Here is a 17,438-nt window from a genome sequence, read left to right on the forward strand (position 1 = left end):
GAAATACAGCTTCCGTTCATTGTCTTTTTCATATACACGCATCTGCAAATCTCTTACAAGCTCCTATCAACTCTTCTTTTTTAGCAAGCTGACAAACCCACTCTTCAGGAAGGCCATCCAGCTGGTAATATGCTCCTGCCATAGTACCTGTAATAAAGCCTATTGTATCTGTGTCTTCTCCTAAATTCACAGCAGTAAGTACAGCTTCTTTGTAGTCATCACTTTGCAGAAAAGACCAAAGAGATGCTTCTAGCGAGCTGACGACGTATCCAGTTGACCCGATTTCATTTCTTGCTGCGTGCGGCAAGCTTAGGTTTAACACTCGTTCATACGCAGAAAACTCTGCTTCATACTCCGTACCTGTTAACTGCTTTTGACAGAGATTTACCGCGTTTTCATATGCTTTAAAAGGCTCGTTGCCGTCAAGAAGACGAATAAGCAGCTCCACGTATATAATGCAGCCAAGCGTAGAGCGCACGTGGCGGTGCGTGACGTGCGCAATTCTTTCTATTTCTTCTTTTCTTTTTGTAAAGCTAGGTTCATCACATAGTGTAAACGCAAGCGGAGCAATACGCATAAGCGCTCCGTTTCCGTTGTCGTATTCACCTTTTCCTCCCCACTCTTCTTTAGGAAGCCCGCTTTTATAGCGGCGAATCGCTTCGCTTGTGGCGATGCCAATATCAAACATTTCTCCGTACGGCGTCCAGTAGCCATTCGCCCAATAGCTCTCAAACTTTTGCATTAAATCATATTCATCTTGTTTTTCTAGTAGATTATCAATCAAGCACATCGTTAAAGACGTATCATCTGACCACGTTCCTTCAGGCTGGTTATACGTACCGTAGCCTGTCATAGCCGTAATTCGAAATGTATCGCGTTTTTTAAACTCAACTGGAACGCCTAAAGCGTCTCCGACAGCTCCTCCTAGAATCGTAGAAAGTACTTTTTTATGTAGCGTCATGTAATCAACTCCTTTCTATTATTGTAATTGTTTGATTTTGGAATTTGCAAGAGATCTCTTGCCTAGACGTTTTTTCTTCTTTTTACAAAGGAATTTACAAGCCTTAATCTAATTTAGTAAGAGGTAAAAAAAACATGTGAAGTGAGGTGTGGTAGATGATTCATTTTTTTGAATATAATTGGCAAGTGAGAGATGAATGGTTTAGCTGGTGTTATCAATTTTCTAGAGAAGAACTGTTGAAGAAGCGGACTGGAGGAACGGGCAGCATTTTACAAACTCTTTTTCATATTATTGATGTCGAATACAGCTGGATACGTGCTATCCAAGGTAAACAAGATATCCTGCTTTCTTTTGAAGAACACGATACGCTTGAAAAGCTTCAAGCGCTCTCGTCTGCACATAGACCTGACATTGCCGACTTTCTAAGCCATTTGAATTTTTCTAACAAAAGGTACGTAACTGTCCCTTGGGATTCTACTTCTTACACGGAAGCCGACATCTTGCATCACATCATCATTCATGAAATCCATCACATCGGTCAGCTTTCTATTTGGGCAAGAGAAGTGAATAAACAGCCTATTTCTTCTCACTATGTAGGAAGAAACATAAAAGACATTCCTTCATACTTCTCTAAAAACAATTGACCAATAAAAACAAACGTTCTATATTAAATATATGGAGGTGAAAACGACGAGACCTGAACTTACAAAAGACTTACCTATCAAAGACTTTACCGATTTTTACTGGCTCAAAACCGAGCTGCAGCAATTTTGCCGTGAAAACAATATGAGCCCGTCTGGATCTAAAATGGAACTTTCAAAAAGAATTGAAGTGTTTTTAACAACCGGTAACACTCAACAATCAAAATCACCTTCTAAAAGACGCTCGTCCTCTAAAACGAAAGCGCTGCTAACATTAGATACCGTCATTGGGGAAAGTCACCGCTGCAGTCAAGAAGTACGGGTTTTTTTAAAGAAGCTATTCATCCTACGTTTCATTTTTCCACTTATATTCAAAACTACTTTAAAGAAAATGTAGGGAAACCTATCGAGATGTGGTAAAAGCGTGGCATGAAGAAGAAAAACGAAGAAAGCAGCCTTCTTATCAAAAAGAAATTGCGCCTCAGTTTGAGTACAACCGCTTTATTCGCGATTTTTTTAACGATCCGAAAAACAATGGAAAAAGCCGCGATGATGCAATTGCAGCGTGGAAGCATTTAAAAGTTCAGCCTGGAAGCAATCAATACCGCTCTTAAATCAAACTCTACATAAATAAAGACCATTAAAACACCACCTCAAGAAAAGGTGGTGTTTGTGCACGCCTGTAGATTTCTTCACATACGCATGTGCTGTTTATTGCGGCGTAAAATCTTTAGCTATAAACAGACTCTTTTTTAATTAAACCAAGCGTCTGTGAAGTCGACGCATGAATTTCGTTAAAAAAGTCTGGATGATCAACTAACGACATGCCATAGGAAGGAATCATTTCTTTTATTTTTGGCTCCCACTTGTTCATGTTTTCTGGGAAGCATTTTTCCAATACTTCTAGCATAACGTGAACCGCCGTTGATGCACCAGGAGAAGCGCCAAGAAGTGCAGCAACAGAACCATCAGCGGCACTTACAACTTCTGTACCAAACTGAAGCGTTCCTTTCCCACCGGCTTCCGTGTCTTTGATTACCTGCACACGCTGGCCTGCTACAACGATATCCCAGTCTTCGCTTTTCGCGTTCGGGATAAACTCACGCAGTTCTTCTACACGTTTTTCATTTGATAACAGCACTTGCTGAATTAAATATTTTGTTAACGCCATTTCTTTGACGCCTGCTGCTAGCATGGTTAAAATATTATTCGGCTTTACAGAACTGATTAAATCCAAGTTTGAGCCTGTTTTTAAGAACTTTGGTGAAAAGCCGGCAAATGGACCAAACAACAGCGTCTTTTTATTATCAATATAGCGTGTATCAAGGTGCGGAACCGACATTGGCGGAGCTCCGACTTTGGCTTTTCCGTATACTTTCCCGTGGTGCTGCGCAATCACTTCAGGGTTATTGCATACCATAAATAATCCGCTTACTGGGAATCCTCCAATATGCTTGGATTCAGGAATACCTGTTTTTTGAAGTAAAGGCAAGCTTCCGCCTCCACCACCGATAAAGATGAACTTTGCCGTGTGGTACTCAACTTTGCCGCTGTTTACATCGGCGACTTTTACTTCCCACATACCGTCACTTTTACGTTTAATATCTTTTACACTTCGTTTGTAATGAACGTGAACCCCTTTATTCTTCAGGTGGTCAAACAACATACGTGTTAAAGCACCGAAGTTTACGTCTGTTCCTGAATCAATTTTAGTTGCGGCAATTGGTTCATTTGACGTGCGCCCCTTCATGATTAACGGAATCCATTCTTTTAGTTTGTCAGGACTGTCGGAATACTCCATTCCTTGAAACAACGGATTGTTTGACAGCGCTTCAAAACGCTTTTTCAGAAACGATACATTTTTTTCCCCTTGTACCAAACTCATATGCGGAATTGGCATGATAAAATCTTGCGGATTGCGAATCAACTTGCTGCTTACCAGATAAGACCAAAACTGTCTTGATAGCTGAAACTGCTCGTTAATTCGGATCGCTTTTGTTATATCTATAGATCCATCAGCTTTTTCTGATGTATAGTTTAGTTCGCACAGCGCAGAATGGCCCGTCCCTGCATTATTCCATTCGTTCGAGCTTTCTTCCCCTGCGTCTGCGAGTTTTTCAAATACTTTAATGTCCCATTCAGGTGCTAACTCTTTGAGTAATGATCCCAAAGTTGCGCTCATGACTCCGGCACCAATTAAGATAACGTCTGTTTTTTTCTGTACGTTGCTCATTATAACCTTCCTCATCCCCTATATTTGTAAAAAGATGTAGGCGCTCCTGCTTACGTAGTAAAAAAATTCAGGTGCGACCTAAGAACACACCTTTTTCTGTCTCACTTATAACTATATCACAGTATAATTGTCTGATGATTATAAACTATTCAAAAATGATAAAAAAGTGAGAAAATCGCCCACAAATTCCAAAAAACTTATTAAATTACGTCTGCATTTTCTTTTATTAGTAAACTTTTATACCTACTTCTAAGTGGCAAAGCATTGATTAATAAAATAACAAACTATTCCAAAAATTCAGCTTAAAAACCAAAATAACTGCCTTGAAAATTTCACCTACTATAACTATACTCATTTGAAAGAACAAACAGCACTATAATTAGAAATGCCTTCATTCTTTTTGACTAGTTATACGTAGATGTATTCATATATGTATAGAGCACCGGCTCGTCCAGGTGCATTTTTAGAAAAATAAGTATATATTGTAATGACTAATTTTCAGCTCATATTGCAAGTTACAATATCTATGTCATATAACATACCATGAAATAAGTGAATAAGTAAATGATTATTCAGAAATTTATGTTATAAAACCTAACATGTATGTTGACTTTTACATAGACTATATTTGAATATTTAAAAGAAAACCCTCCAAATTTTGACGAGTGACATATTGTTATACGCTCGAGCATTTTTTTGATGAAGCATTTCCACAAAAATACCCCTTAGAGACTTTAGCAAATCAACGTGCACTTACAAAAAGCTTTTCAATCATGTAATTTACTTAAAAAATCCGTAAACGTATCTGCGATGTAAAATACATTGCTCCTTGCACGTTCTTCCACTTGTTCTTCAGTTAAACCTTTCTCTTGCATTAACACTTCTTTTTCAGGGGCATTTTCGTGTTCCCAAAATAACACAATCGGGTTGTCTATATTATTTTTATAATCTAAACAAATTAAATTTCCAGCGGGATCATTCGCAATAGGAAAAACCTTTTTCGGAAGCATAGGTTTATATAGTTCATATTTTTTAACAATGTACTCACTGCTTTTCTTATTAAAGCTAAATAAACTACCAAAACAATGCTCTACGTTGCCTACATTAAATTCTTTTGGTAATACGCTAGCACCTCCATTTATTTTTACACAATCAATATAATCTTTAGGTAAGTGGAATCCTAATTGCCTTCCACTTTCTTCAACCTCATTTTCTGATACTTCTCAATCAGCATATTCCCACTCTAAATCTTTTCTCATCTAATTCCTCCTTATAAATACGGATTATTCCATAACTCCAATCAGAAATGGATATTTAATTCTTCACGAATCGATTTTTCTAAATATTCTTCAAAGCTTCCTGCTATAACTTTTTTTCCGCCAAAGTCAAAATCAACTATGACGATTTCTTTATTAGGGTATTGAAAGCCTACTGGATTTCCCGCACTGTCTACTCCAATCACAACAAAATGCTCGTATCCTTGAGGCAACATATTTCTGAACTGTAGAGATTTATCTACAAATGACGGTGTAGACACAAACTCTGCCTCTCTTAACCCTAAAACAACCGCTTCACCAATTGCCCCCGAACCATACCTCAAAGGAAACCTTTTAAAATCCTCTGGTAATTTCACTTTTAGCTTCGCTTCAGCTTGTGTCACTTCCTCACTAGTAACAGCACCGCCAAAAGCTTCAGGGTACCTTTCAAACTCTTGGTCTACTGCATTTAACAATTCAATCTTCATTTCATGCCTTCCCTTTCTATAGGTGGTAATTTAATTCTTTTTTGTACATACTTTTGTTATCTTTGTAAACGCAGGCTAGAAATTAAATCTTCTAAGGAGCTTGCAATTTCTTTCAAGCAACCTCGTTCAAAATCTTCTAATTCAATTTTGCCGCTGAGGTTATCAATCACAACTACCAAGCCATTGCCTTCTATACCTATAGGAACCTTATCAAGCTTATCGTATCAAGCTTATCGTGATTTATTTTATATCCCTTTAAGTTCCTTTCAAACGTATCCAATTCAATATTTGGTAATACAGCTTCTAGCGTGAGATAATAGCTATCCATAAAACCATCTAACTCCGCAAACCAGTAGGAATTAAAATAGCAGTCAATTGAAGAATGAAATGTAATATCAAACCTTTCTTCAAGTGGTGTTATATCGCTATGATTATTTTTTGGAACAGGGTTCCATAAAATTTCTTCGTCTTCATCCACTTCCCCTTGATAAATCATTGATTGAACATTTTCGTTGTAGGTTGTTTTAAATAGGAAATCCAAACCTTTTTCAAAATATTCTCTTCTTACCTTAAAATAGTTGCTCATAGCATCTTTCATTGCCAATAACCTCACCTTCACTTAAGACTTTTTCTAATCGTTCAGCATATGTTCGTTCTGTTTCTTTACGCCTTGTTATCTCGGATGAATTAATTCGTCTAAAAAATCCTTAAAACTATGGGCTACTTTATATGTATTTTCTTCTTCACAAGATTGGGGGAAAGAAAGAGAGTGGTCCCAGTAATACACACCGTGCCTTTCCGTATCAGTAATAAGTACAATAAGTCCCGAACCAGGATCATCTCCTATTACCAAACTACACGGCAGCATATCTTCTTCAAACTCTTCATAGCATTTAATTAAATCAAACGTTCTTGTTACACCTATCCCACACAAAACATCTAAAGGAATTTCTTGATTTAATTCTTCAACAAAAAATTTACTATATCTTACTTTCGAAGTTCCTCCGTTATATTCAACTAAAAATTTTTTATAATCTTCCGGAAGTAAAAACCCCAAAAGTTCTTCTAATTTGCCTATTGATTCTTCCGTTGCTTGACCAAAGGCATTTAAATTCATTTGATAACTATCTGGCAAGTTTACGTTGATCGTATCTTCTCTCTTTTTTATTTCATCAATACTGACTCCATCAGTCAAAAAGACAGAATCATTATATTCGTTTATAACCTCTATGTTTTTTCTTTTTTCATGTTACTTCTCCTTTCGTGCCACCTGTTACAACCATTCTTTTTTTATATGTAAAATGATCAGTCCTCATATAAACAATTAAGAAAATCGTTGAAGCTATTTGACAAAAAATATATATTTTCCATTTCTTCAGTTTCCTCACAATGAGCCCAATGATAGACTTGTCCGAAATACTGTTTGCTGATCCCAATACATATTTGATTCCCGCTTGGGTCATCTGCTATTGGCATAAACCCTGCTTCTACAATTTCATCGAAAAGATCAAACTTTTTCTCTAAATTGTCATACATGGTTCCAATTCCATAAAAAATGTTTACTATACTTTCACCCAGCTTTTCAGATATCTTATAAACACTTGGATTTGGATAACCACCGTTATATTCCAGTAAAAAATCTCTATACTCTCTTGGAATTGTAATAGAATGACTATGCTCAAATCGTTCTAAATCTTCAATGGATAAACTTTCATGCATTCTTTCCATTTTCACTAAAACTCACTCCTTATTGATTAGCTTCTTCACCATTTCATTGCTATTTCTACTATATAGATAGTTTAAAATAACATTTACTAATAGGTGACTGAACGTTTAAAGGACAACGTTTTTAACCTTGTCCTTTGATTACTGATTTATTTTATTAAACTAGTGATTTAGAAAAACCGGAGCCTTAGAACCAGCACTAACAGTTTTTCAACAATAGCTTGATTTGCTGAGTTTGAGTAGCATTCACCCATTGTGGTTTCAGGCTTTAGTACACTTCACACTTCTTATGACTAAGTGATGGATTCCATTTTTTCCTCAATCCAATTCATAGCTATTTCTGCATCTTCTTGAGAAATGACTCTTTTTTGGCTTTTATGCTTATATGTTTCATAAGTCCACACCAATATAATTTTAACAAACTCAACTGTTTCTAATTTACATACTGGTTCAACCTCATCTTGCTCTTTCTTCTTTTAAGAACTCTTTTAATGCCTCTTCTGACGAAGCAATATCCTGATGAAAAGTCCCAGCTAGAAATTAAAAAACAGGATCTTCTAATTTATTAGAATAACACATACGATGTATCACCTTTTACTATTAATTTACCGCCTTTTAACATTTCGAACTTGGGGTATAAATTGTACATTCAACTAAGCGCTGCAGAAAAGGCAGACTTCAGCATAGTATTAAAATCTTCAAAGGTTTCCATATGTTCACCTGAAGGTTTGTCTAATTCTACAAAACATTTTTTAGAAACATTATAACAATACCAAGCTATATCTGAATCGCCAAAGAAAATCAGCTTATCTTCATCCATAATTGACTTCCACGTTTCATTAGCATCTAAAAAACTTTCCACTTCGTTGATGGGCTTAGCTTCCAAGAAGTCTGGGTCCATTCCGTATATTATTAGTCCATTAAATTCAATTCCATTAACAGTTTTTAAAAATTCACAGTATTCCTGAGGAAGTACCTCCTCACCAAATTTCCCTTCTACATATTTACAAAAACTCGATAACTCTTTTTCACTGCTAGGTAAATTGAGTTTTTTATTCCACTTCTCTTCTAGTTGAGAAATTTGACTAACTTGATCTCTCCACACAAAATCACCTTCCCATCTATATTTAATTTATTCCTTACAAATACAGTCCTTATTGTTACTTTAGTTTTTATCACCGATTTACTGGTTTTCATAAATTTTGATTCAGATGCTGAGCTATTTTCAAATATACAATTTCTACGTTACAAAACTTGAAAAGCATTTAGCCAATCAAGGTATAAGTTTTTCATATATCTAATAAAGTATTCACACCTACATTATTTACTAATAATTCGGTTAGAGATGGTGCAATTTTCACTGCCTCCTCAATGTCAAAATCCGCGAATCTTGTATAGTATATCCCAAAACCATCTTTACCCTGTAGATAGATTAACGCACCACCTCCTTCGTCATCACCAATTGCGATTGAATTCGGGAGATATTTCTGTACTTCATAAGCTTCATTCATTTCTATGCACCCCGATGCTCCCCAAATTCGAATATACATTTGGTCGCTAACATTAATTTCAATGTCTGAAGCCAGCTGAATTATTTCTATAAATTCTGTAGGTACATCTATTGTCGAAAAGTCCTGTAGTGCTTTAATTTCTTCTTCTTTCGAAGGAGATTTTTTAGCATCAATTGTGTACATACTACTGATATTATCTAGTATATTCATTAATAATCAATCCTTTCATACTTAACACCTAGTTTATTTAGCATCTTGTATTGTTGTTCAAGAACTTGACTAGTAGTATTACGTGAAAAACCAGCTTTAGTTAAATCGTCCACCATGAATTGTAATTCTTCCTGTAATCCATGATGAGATTGTAATTTCCCACCATTTGGACCATCTCCTTTAGGTTTAGGTAAGGAATCCTTATGTGTTTTATTAAAATTAACATAATTAATTTCAGCCGTCCCCTTAGAAACAGCCGCCTTACCACCAGGCTTTTCCACCTTCTCCACAGCTTCTGACTCAACCTTGAAAACACCTTTAACCTTATGTTTGGTTACGGTCTTTTCTGCTTTGTTTACGCGTTTGTTTACGCGAAGTACGTATTCTGCTCCTTCGCTTCCGTATTTCACCGTTTTCCCTGGCACTCTCGCAAAGCTGCAATACCATTCCTGCTCCAGAAACAGAACGGTCAAAATGAGAGAGTTCATCGCCAGTAACAGGATCGTACCTACTTCCCATCCACCTTTTACATTGGAAATCAAAGGCACCATATCGAATGCAAAAGAAACAGTTCCTAGACCGTCCTTTTGTTGCTTTTGGCTTCCGCTTCATATACACTTCTTGCGATTTCAGGCTTTGTATAATTCGGATATATCTATAAGAAATACTTATTTAATTTTAATTTCACTATGTATGGAATTTAAGTAATACAGTTAATCACTATGTCAAAGAAATTAAAAAATTTATAAAAAACAAAATAAACCTTGAAAGGTAATGTAGCCCATCAAGGTATATGTTTAGAGTAACGTTTTTATTTTTTAATATTCCTTTTCCATACACTTTCTCCGTCAGTTAAAAAAACTGCACTTGGCGGATCATCATAAAGTGAAATTTCAACTAATGAACCTTTCTTTTGTATTAGCCAATTATATAAACGACTTTCCTCACTAGTAGGATGCGCTAAAATATCATTTACTTGAAATACAGCTGCATCATATTCGGTATAATTTACATCGTCGTCATCTAACCTATTATCTGTTTCAAAGACTGTATCTAGTTCACCTACAATCCTTAATCCATTTTCCCATTCTAGTATCATGTCACTATGTTCATATTTTATTAATGTTCCTATTAAAGAGTCATACCCCATATACATCCTCTTTTCTTTTGTTTTTACGGCCTTGATGGTACTATACGAGCTCCATCTTTGCCATAATGTATCAATCCATTAGTAGTCTCAAGGTATTCACCAGTATTTCGATCATAGTACTTCCCAATAGTTTTACCAAAGTCTACTCTTTCTTTTTTACCGTTTGGCAGTAGTTGACCTTTCCCTGCAAACTTATCAAGCAATTCTTGTGCTGTTTTATTATCGCCATAGAAAATACTCTTGTTTTTTCCATTTGCTATTTCTTGTTTGAAATTTGGCGTATTAGGAATATGCTTTTCTTGAGCACCTGGCTTTACTTTAACTAGGAATCGATTAACTTCTCTATAAGGTCCGATAGGTACTGAATTCTTTCCCTAAGAAGGTAAATCTTTAACCGTACCCTTGCCACAAAGCTTTTCCACTTTCTCCAACGTTTTCAACTGGCCTTTTGAAATACGTCTTCGCCACTTCTACTGTCTGAACTACTTTTTCAGCTTAATCGGTTAAATTAACATTTTAAGTCTAATATATAGTTTTATTTTACAATAAAAAGCACTTGTTGCCTTTAATCGACAATCAAGTGCTTTAAGTTCATCTGTTTTTAAGTAGCTTAAACTTGTAAGTTTTGTAGTAACAATATAACACTTTCTATGTGTCGGGATAATCACTAACTTAAAGCTTACGGGTTTGTACGAGTTCGTTAGTTTTATGTCCATTCCATGTGTCTATATTCATAACCCAGTAAAATGTCATCTCGCCTAAGCTCGTACTCCGTTTTTCTATTCTATCATTACACACAGTACTCCCTGACGGTACAACCATCATGAGTTTTTACTTTTTAACAGCCTATTTCAAATTGCAACATCCTGGTAACCTACTTCAGCTACTTTTTCATTTAATAAACGAATCCCTAGCCCATTTTCTATATCCCATGTACAATTAAATGTAAGTCCAATATCTCGACCGTCAAAAGAACCTACATAGGGAACAACTATTCCATCTAAACTTATCATCTCTGATATTTCATTAGTTGTTTCAACTAATGGATAGTTTTCATTTACTTCAATATCATAACCTAGATCCTGACGCTCTTGTTTGTAGTAGTCTAATATGGATTGCAAAAGGCTTTGTTGTAACTGTTCCCAATTTTGCATAAGTGAAGTATATGCTGCATATTGTTCCTTATCAAACTTACCATCCTCAGCACCTTTTACCATTAGCGCTATCTCAACTTCATGGCCTAAAAAGACAATGCTAGTATCCTTAGACCAAAGCAAATCATATTCAAGCTCACCAAAAACCGCATCATTTATTTTCATCTTATTTCTCCTTTTTATTTATTAGCAAATCCTCCCGGCTTAAACGCTCCTGCATTTATCTCTCCTACTCCACCAAGATGACCAAATCTTTTATTTATCTCTGTCGGTACAAGTTGCATTATTTTCCCATCATTTAATTCATGCCATGTTAATTTATTTATCTTCCGATAGTTTTCTACTTCTTTGATAGTAACCCTACCTGGTTCCATTCCAAATTGGCGTGTTAATTCATCTGACTTATTTAACTTATTTGCCAACTGCTGATCTGCTTGAGAAAAATTGTAAGTCCTAGCTTTCCCACCATAATTCCCACTTCCTCCAAGCATATAGTCAATTTCAATTTGAGCCTTTGATACTGGCGAAAAATCAGGAACTCCATTTTTATATTGGATACCTTCAATACCCGCCTCATCGAATATACGTTTCAATTTTGGATCTGGTGGTGGTTTAAGTGTACATAAAGATTCTCCTCTGATTCTTTCAAATTCAACCCTTGGATTAACCTGTGCAGGCGTCTGATTAACCCTTGATTCATAGGAACTAGCAAATTTCTCTTGCTTGAAGGCTGGCGGAATGTCGGCACTACTATTACCCGTACCCTTAGAAACAGCTTCCTGATCATGACCCCCTTCAACATTCTCTTTACTATCAGGCTCTTTCACTTTCTCCAATGCTTTGGACTGACCTTTCGAAACATTCCCCATCTTATACGTCGTTAATCCATTTAACGCTTCACCAAAGGTCTTTCCAGGCAAAGCCTCTCCTATCCCTACCAGTTGAGGTTGAGGACGTAAAGTCGGTATCTCAGCATCTAATAAAGGTTGAAGCTTCTTCTGAACAGGTTCATATACCTTCTTCGACCAATTGCTTGCTGCTTTTGAGCTGACGACATTTCGCATATCGCTTAGTGTTTTGGTCGCTTTATGGGCAGGTACACGCGGAACGTTTGTTACTTTTGGAACGGATTTTACGGCTCTTGCGGGTTTCGCTCCTCCAATTACGCTCGCAAACAGAAACATGCTGTTTTCCCAGTGCTCTTTTGAAAGAGGTTTGTCCGGATTAAGTGCCTGCTGCCCTACATCTAAGAGTCCCATCGTTGCGTGATTGACAAAGTCATACGGTGAATCAAACGATTTTCCCCCTCGTTCATTCAACACCTCTTTGAAGGAAACAGCGCCATCAAATCCACCCATCGTTACAAAGTTTCCAAAATCATATAAGGAGTTGAACTGTTTATCTCCTCTCTCCCCCATACCGGCCCAAACGTCTTGTGCTACTCCTTTAGTACCCGTAACTGTGCCTTTTGCTAAAGTTATAGCACCTTCTCCTACGTCCTTGACTACAGCTTTTATACCGGTTTCTTCTTTTTTAGCTTTAGGATTTTCACAGATTTCTGTAAAGTCAAAGGATTCAGCTGTTTTTTTAGTCCCAACACTCCTAACCTGACCCTGACGCATCACTGACTGCATAAGCATTCCCTCAACGCCCGTAGCGTTTTGAAGAACCTGTTGAGACGCTAGCATGCCTACAGTTGAAGAATCGTTGAGCGCCTGCAGGTATGGACTTTTTTCCAGTTCCGCTAGTTTTTTCATGTTAGCAGGTGCTGTATCCTGCTGAATTTGCGTTAGCACTTCTCTTATGTAAGGCGAGTTTTTTTCAAGCTTGTGAATTTCTTTTAACTGTTCAGCAGGCGTCATTGCTTGAAGCTGAATCAGTTTTTCAAGGCCTACTTCCTTTATCACTTTCTCTTGTTTTTCTTTTCTTGTCAAGGTTGTTGGAATGCCTTTTTCAAAAACCGAGACGCCTCCTGAATCGGTCATCGCTTTTTTCGCCAACGCGCTCAGCTCACTTACATTGCCCGGCTGAATGGAACCATTTTGAAACCCAGCTTTCACTTTAGAAAGCATCGAGTTTAAAGATGTCAGCTGATCTTGAATGACTGAAAGGCTTTGCGTTTGCTGTTCGTCAAAACGGACTAAATCGTTCATCGTTTTGTCCGCTTTGTTTTTTGCTTGTTCTACTTCTGTTAAAAAACCTTGGTCGTTAAGCGCTGAAACAGAAGCAAGGTGACTGACTTTTTGAATCGCTGCATTCGCTTGATCGACAAGCGAAACGGTTGTATTTCTTGTTTGATTTAAATGCGCAGGAATAGTGTCTTGCAGAAACGGCTGCGTAATGTAGCCGTCTTCGCTCGGTTCGAATGAGCGCAGCGCATGTGTGATTTGAGTTAATCGAGCTTCATAGGAAGTGAGTAATGAATGATACAGCGTTAAAAAAGAAGCATGTCCCGTTTCGTAAAAAGAACGAATCGCTTCTCCTCCTTTTCCTGTAAACGCATCATCTAAGCTTGAAAATGCCTGAACCTGTGAAATCAGGTTCTGAATTTGCTCTTTTTGACTTTTAATAGAGTCTAAGATAGCTTGAATATTTTCGTGAAAAGCATCGACATCAAGTGTTTTCAATAACCTGTAACCTCCTAGCTGTATCGATGTAGAAAAACAACAAACGATTAACGAACAATCGCACGTCATTTTTCTAAACCTAAGCGGACGCTCTTTTTTACAAGGCTTGCATCATCCGCTAAATAAAACCTTTTTATTTGAATGCCAAATCTATGCTGGTTGAAAGGTTGTTTTTGATAGCTTTATATAAAATATGAACATTATTTAGCAGCGTTTGCAGCTTTTTCATCTGCTTCTTTTATGGACTGCACGGATTTTTTGGTGGCGTTCAAATCATCGAGGAGCGTTTGCTTGTAGTCCACAATTAACGTTTGCAGCTGCTGGTTCAGCTGGTTTAATTCATCGAGCACCTCTAGTTCTTGTCCGCTTCCTACGTGAAATGGAAAAAGCGGCTGAAACTGCTGCGCAGCAGCGCTTAGGTCACTAAGCGTTCTATTAATTTCACCATCTATTACTTTAATTTCGTCTGCCATATTGCATCACACCTTATCTTTTGCTTCGTCTTCTTGCATTTTAATGGCCCGTTCCATCCCTTGTATATCTGATTGAAGCGCCGTAATTTTTGCATCAATTGTCGTAAGGGCATCCGTCAGCTGACGGGTCAGCAAATCATCGTATTCGTCTAACATAGCGGTGCGGATGTCTTCAAACCCAACAGCAAGGCTGCCTGACCAAGTGGCGGAAGTAAGCTCTGATTCTTTTACCTTTTCCTTTGCACGTTCAAGCTCTCCTTTGACTTCCGTTAACGTGTTTTTACTAGTCGTAAGCTGCTGGATATCTTCATGTGCCTGCTTCACTTGGGTATACAGATGAGCAACAAACATCTCATTCATATGATGACACTTCCTTTATATCTATCTCTTGGATCTTCTAACAGTAATTCCCTTTTATAGCTTATCAAATAAATAAAGAAAGAGAGCACATCGGCACGTTTTCTTATATTTTTTGGGAATAATGCAGGTTTTTAGTTCACTACCTACTCTTCAGGATAAAATAACCAAAACTATCTTACCATTGACAATTTATCAAGATTTTTGGACTACTTCGCTTGTTATTTCCGCGCCACTAAAAGGCCTTTTTACACAATTTTTTTGTTAAAACGCATTCATTCTTTCTATTTCCAAATATTTAAACATGCGCTAGTATATACATAATATAAAGAGGAGGTTGAGTATGAGAGAAAAGCTCGTAAGACTCGGTTATTTACTGGGGTTGGCTCTTGTTTTGTCCGGCATTTTATATTTCTTTGCATCGAACTGGCAAGGCTTTGACCGCTACACTAAAATTGCGCTGAGCGTGGGGCTGATGCTGCTGTTTTACGGAAGTGCATTTGCAGTGCGAAAGCTTCTTCCTCAGCAGGCGTTTTTAAGTCACTGGACGCTTTTGGCCGGCGCTCTTTCATTTGGATTAAGCATCGCGCTTCTTTCTCAAATTTACAACACGCACGCTGAATCGTACTGGCTGTTTTTAATTTGGCTTGTGCCGGTTACTTTGTTTAGCCTTTTTACAAAGTATCAGCCGTTTTACGTGTTATCGTTTGTTTTATTTCAATTCACCATGGCTTTTTTCATTTCACCAACTGGCGCAGTTTCAAAGCGAGGCGAACAGGAGACGCTTTTACTTTACGCAGGAATGGCGTTTGTGAACTTACTCATCTTTTGGATCATAAAAAAGAAACAGCGCTCGTCTCCTGTGATCATGTATGCGGCGTTTTGTTTGTTTCACTACATTTTTTTAACTGTTTCCCTGCCGGATTTTACAGGGAGCTCTAGCTTACGGATTGGTCTTATTATTTTTTATTTGCTGTTTTTACTAAGCTCCTTTTTTTATTTTTCAAAAGTGAAGCCGCAAAGGTCGTTTTTAGGGATTTCCATTGTGGCATTTGCTTTATTTGTTATTGAACAGTTTTTCTCTTTTATTTTTAAACACTACGCTGAATGGTCACTGTTCTTAGCTTTAGGATTCGTGATTTTGTTTATTGGTGCAAGCGTGTGGTTTGTCAAATGGCTCACTGCTAACACGTCAGCACAAAAAACCTCGCTCCGCGTAATCAAACGAATAGCAGTGATTGGGATTACGGCCATTGCATCGGTGATCGGCAGCAGCTCTTTAGGAGGACTTGTCACACTTATTACAGGAACGTATCCAACAAACGGAATGCTTGTGATTGGCGTTTTGCTGATTGTGGCATGTTATTTAATTAAAGCAGATATTCCAACGGTAAAATATACGCTTTTAATGATGGGCGTATTAATTAGCGGCGGCGCTTCTTTTTTTGTGAACGACATTCTGTTTTTTATCTACGTCATCGCACTTATAGCGCTTTTAGTATTCACGAAGCATACGCCCGTTCGCATGCTGCTTTTTGTGCTAGTGCAAGGGCTTCTGTTAATAAAGGTTCCCACTGCTTACTATGACACTATCAAAATAGATTATGTGCTGCTCGCTTTGTTTCTATTAAATGCCGCTGTGTACGCGATAAACGTACACCACGCGTTTAAAAAAGCAGCGCTGCTTCTTGCTTTTATCTTTTTACTGTCGCTGACTGAATTAAGCGAACCGTCTTTTTTAAATATTATTTACTGTACGGTGTTTTTTGTAGTTTCGACTGTCTTTTTATTTGTGACGGTACGAAAAGAGCCAAAATATGATTTTATTGTCGGCATGATTTTCTGGTTTGTTTTTTTAGCGATGAAATATTACGACTTTGTGTGGGATTTATTTAATAAATCACTTGTGCTCGTTATTTTAGGTCTGATCTTTCTTTTCCTAAGCAGAAAATGGGACCTGTCAACGCCTGATCAGCCACAGCCGTCGTTTCTTGACCGCAGCCGAACCGCTGTATGGATCATCATTCTTGTTCAGCTTATTACGCTGGGCGGCATTTTCACTAAAAACGAAGTGCTTCTTCAAAACGGAAAAGAAATTAAGCTCGCTTTACAGCCGATCGATCCGCGCTCGCTGCTGCAAGGCGATTTCGTTGAGCTGAATTACGACATTGCGCACGTTACCTTACCTCATGTGAAAGACGGAGAAAAAGTGAAGCTCGTTCTTCGCCCTAACAAACAAGGTGTGTATGAATACGCAAAAATCTACCAAGAGGATGATGACTGGAATAAGCCGTATGTTTCTAAAAAGAAAGACGTTGTGATTACGGGCAGCTATCACGACTGGGGAATTCAGTACGGAATTGAGCATTACTTTATTCCAGAAGGAACCGGCAGCAAAGTGGAAAGCGAAGCTCGTTTTGCTACTGTACGCGTTGGAAAAAATGGAGATACGATCGTTACCAAAGTAGGCAAATAAAAAAAACAGCCGCTTCAACATTGAAGCGGCTGTTTTTTGTTTTAATTGATAAATACGCCGATGGTCATCGTTAAAATAAGAATCACAAAGAAAATAATGATTCCATAGCCAATCCATTTTATTCTTTTGGGCGCTCCGTTTACATTCATATCCGTTATTTTTCCTTCAATACGCTT

The 17,438-nt window shown here is 37.5% G+C and carries 18 protein-coding genes and 4 pseudogenes; 3 read left to right on the top strand and 19 right to left on the bottom strand.

Annotation, left to right across the window (positions count from 1 at the left end; all coding sequences use genetic code 11):
• Positions 1-28: 28 nt before the first annotated feature.
• The gene (locus BG04_RS25675; protein ID WP_034651289.1) at positions 29-961 is read right to left on the bottom strand and encodes an ADP-ribosylglycohydrolase family protein; all 933 of its coding nucleotides are present in this window, start codon (positions 959-961) and stop codon (positions 29-31) included.
• Positions 962-1,116: 155 nt separating this feature from the next.
• Between BG04_RS25675 and BG04_RS25680 the strand changes: the two genes are divergently transcribed.
• The gene (locus BG04_RS25680) at positions 1,117-1,605 is read left to right on the top strand and encodes a DinB family protein (RefSeq protein ID WP_034651286.1); all 489 of its coding nucleotides are present in this window, start codon (positions 1,117-1,119) and stop codon (positions 1,603-1,605) included.
• 31 nt (positions 1,606-1,636) lie between these two features.
• Positions 1,637-2,216, top strand: a pseudogene (locus tag BG04_RS25685) (DUF6434 domain-containing protein).
• 116 nt (positions 2,217-2,332) lie between these two features.
• On the opposite strand, the gene BG04_RS25690 reads toward BG04_RS25685, so the two are convergent.
• The 18 genes and pseudogenes from BG04_RS25690 to BG04_RS25760 all read right to left on the bottom strand — a co-directional run bounded on the left by BG04_RS25690 (position 2,333) and on the right by BG04_RS25760 (position 14,789).
• On the bottom strand, positions 2,333-3,835 hold the full coding sequence (locus BG04_RS25690; RefSeq protein WP_034651283.1) for a malate:quinone oxidoreductase: 1,503 nt from the start codon (positions 3,833-3,835) through the stop codon (positions 2,333-2,335).
• Between the two features lie 767 nt (positions 3,836-4,602).
• A pseudogene (locus BG04_RS25695) lies at positions 4,603-5,094 on the bottom strand (SMI1/KNR4 family protein).
• A 41-nt stretch (positions 5,095-5,135) separates the two neighbouring features.
• Positions 5,136-5,579 (bottom strand): SMI1/KNR4 family protein, encoded by a 444-nt coding sequence (locus BG04_RS25700; RefSeq protein ID WP_034651280.1) that lies wholly within the window; start codon positions 5,577-5,579, stop codon positions 5,136-5,138.
• Positions 5,580-5,635: 56 nt separating this feature from the next.
• Positions 5,636-6,165 (bottom strand): annotated as a pseudogene (locus BG04_RS25705) (SecY-interacting protein Syd).
• A gap of 87 nt (positions 6,166-6,252) precedes the next feature.
• Positions 6,253-6,696, bottom strand: coding sequence for an SMI1/KNR4 family protein (locus BG04_RS25710; protein ID WP_034655111.1), 444 nt, complete (start codon positions 6,694-6,696; stop codon positions 6,253-6,255).
• A 188-nt stretch (positions 6,697-6,884) separates the two neighbouring features.
• Complete coding sequence (locus BG04_RS25715; protein WP_034655109.1) at positions 6,885-7,307, bottom strand: SMI1/KNR4 family protein; 423 nt, start codon at positions 7,305-7,307, stop codon at positions 6,885-6,887.
• Positions 7,308-7,953: 646 nt separating this feature from the next.
• On the bottom strand, positions 7,954-8,409 hold the full coding sequence (locus tag BG04_RS25720) for a YrhA family protein (protein WP_016764498.1): 456 nt from the start codon (positions 8,407-8,409) through the stop codon (positions 7,954-7,956).
• 184 nt (positions 8,410-8,593) lie between these two features.
• On the bottom strand, positions 8,594-9,025 hold the full coding sequence (locus BG04_RS25725; protein WP_034651277.1) for an SMI1/KNR4 family protein: 432 nt from the start codon (positions 9,023-9,025) through the stop codon (positions 8,594-8,596).
• Positions 9,025-9,306 (bottom strand): hypothetical protein, encoded by a 282-nt coding sequence (locus tag BG04_RS31875; RefSeq protein WP_034655107.1) that lies wholly within the window; start codon positions 9,304-9,306, stop codon positions 9,025-9,027. The genes BG04_RS25725 and BG04_RS31875 overlap by 1 nt, the downstream gene beginning before the upstream one ends.
• A 43-nt stretch (positions 9,307-9,349) precedes the next feature.
• Positions 9,350-9,637 carry a pre-toxin TG domain-containing protein gene (locus tag BG04_RS31880; protein WP_115648255.1) on the bottom strand — a complete coding sequence of 96 codons (288 nt, stop codon included), beginning with the start codon at positions 9,635-9,637 and terminating at the stop codon, positions 9,350-9,352.
• Positions 9,638-9,836: 199 nt separating this feature from the next.
• Positions 9,837-10,175: a hypothetical protein gene (locus BG04_RS25735; protein ID WP_034651275.1), complete on the bottom strand. Its 339-nt coding sequence runs from the start codon at positions 10,173-10,175 to the stop codon at positions 9,837-9,839.
• Positions 10,176-10,198: 23 nt separating this feature from the next.
• Entirely contained in the window at positions 10,199-10,531 is a 333-nt protein-coding gene (locus BG04_RS31535; RefSeq protein ID WP_051975587.1) for a polymorphic toxin type 50 domain-containing protein, read from the bottom strand.
• A gap of 147 nt (positions 10,532-10,678) precedes the next feature.
• Positions 10,679-10,885, bottom strand: coding sequence for a hypothetical protein (locus BG04_RS31540; RefSeq protein ID WP_080621427.1), 207 nt, complete (start codon positions 10,883-10,885; stop codon positions 10,679-10,681).
• Between the two features lie 141 nt (positions 10,886-11,026).
• Positions 11,027-11,494, bottom strand: a complete 468-nt coding sequence (locus tag BG04_RS25745; RefSeq protein WP_016764502.1) for a DUF6985 domain-containing protein — start codon at positions 11,492-11,494, stop codon at positions 11,027-11,029.
• A 14-nt stretch (positions 11,495-11,508) separates the two neighbouring features.
• Positions 11,509-12,156, bottom strand: coding sequence for an HNH endonuclease (locus BG04_RS31545; protein ID WP_051975648.1), 648 nt, complete (start codon positions 12,154-12,156; stop codon positions 11,509-11,511).
• A gap of 1,260 nt (positions 12,157-13,416) precedes the next feature.
• Positions 13,417-14,025: pseudogene (locus BG04_RS31550) on the bottom strand (T7SS effector LXG polymorphic toxin); the annotation flags it as partial.
• A gap of 131 nt (positions 14,026-14,156) precedes the next feature.
• Positions 14,157-14,429, bottom strand: coding sequence for a DUF5344 family protein (locus BG04_RS25755; RefSeq protein WP_028412986.1), 273 nt, complete (start codon positions 14,427-14,429; stop codon positions 14,157-14,159).
• Positions 14,430-14,435: 6 nt separating this feature from the next.
• Entirely contained in the window at positions 14,436-14,789 is a 354-nt protein-coding gene (locus BG04_RS25760; protein ID WP_034651268.1) for a YwqH-like family protein, read from the bottom strand.
• A 340-nt stretch (positions 14,790-15,129) separates the two neighbouring features.
• On the opposite strand from BG04_RS25760, the gene BG04_RS25765 reads away from it, so the two are divergent.
• Complete coding sequence (locus tag BG04_RS25765; protein WP_034651266.1) at positions 15,130-17,262, top strand: GDYXXLXY domain-containing protein; 2,133 nt, start codon at positions 15,130-15,132, stop codon at positions 17,260-17,262.
• Positions 17,263-17,438 lie beyond the last annotated feature (176 nt).

Origin of the sequence: Priestia megaterium NBRC 15308 = ATCC 14581, assembly GCF_000832985.1 — a bacterium.
GTDB lineage: Bacteria > Bacillota > Bacilli > Bacillales > Bacillaceae_H > Priestia > Priestia megaterium.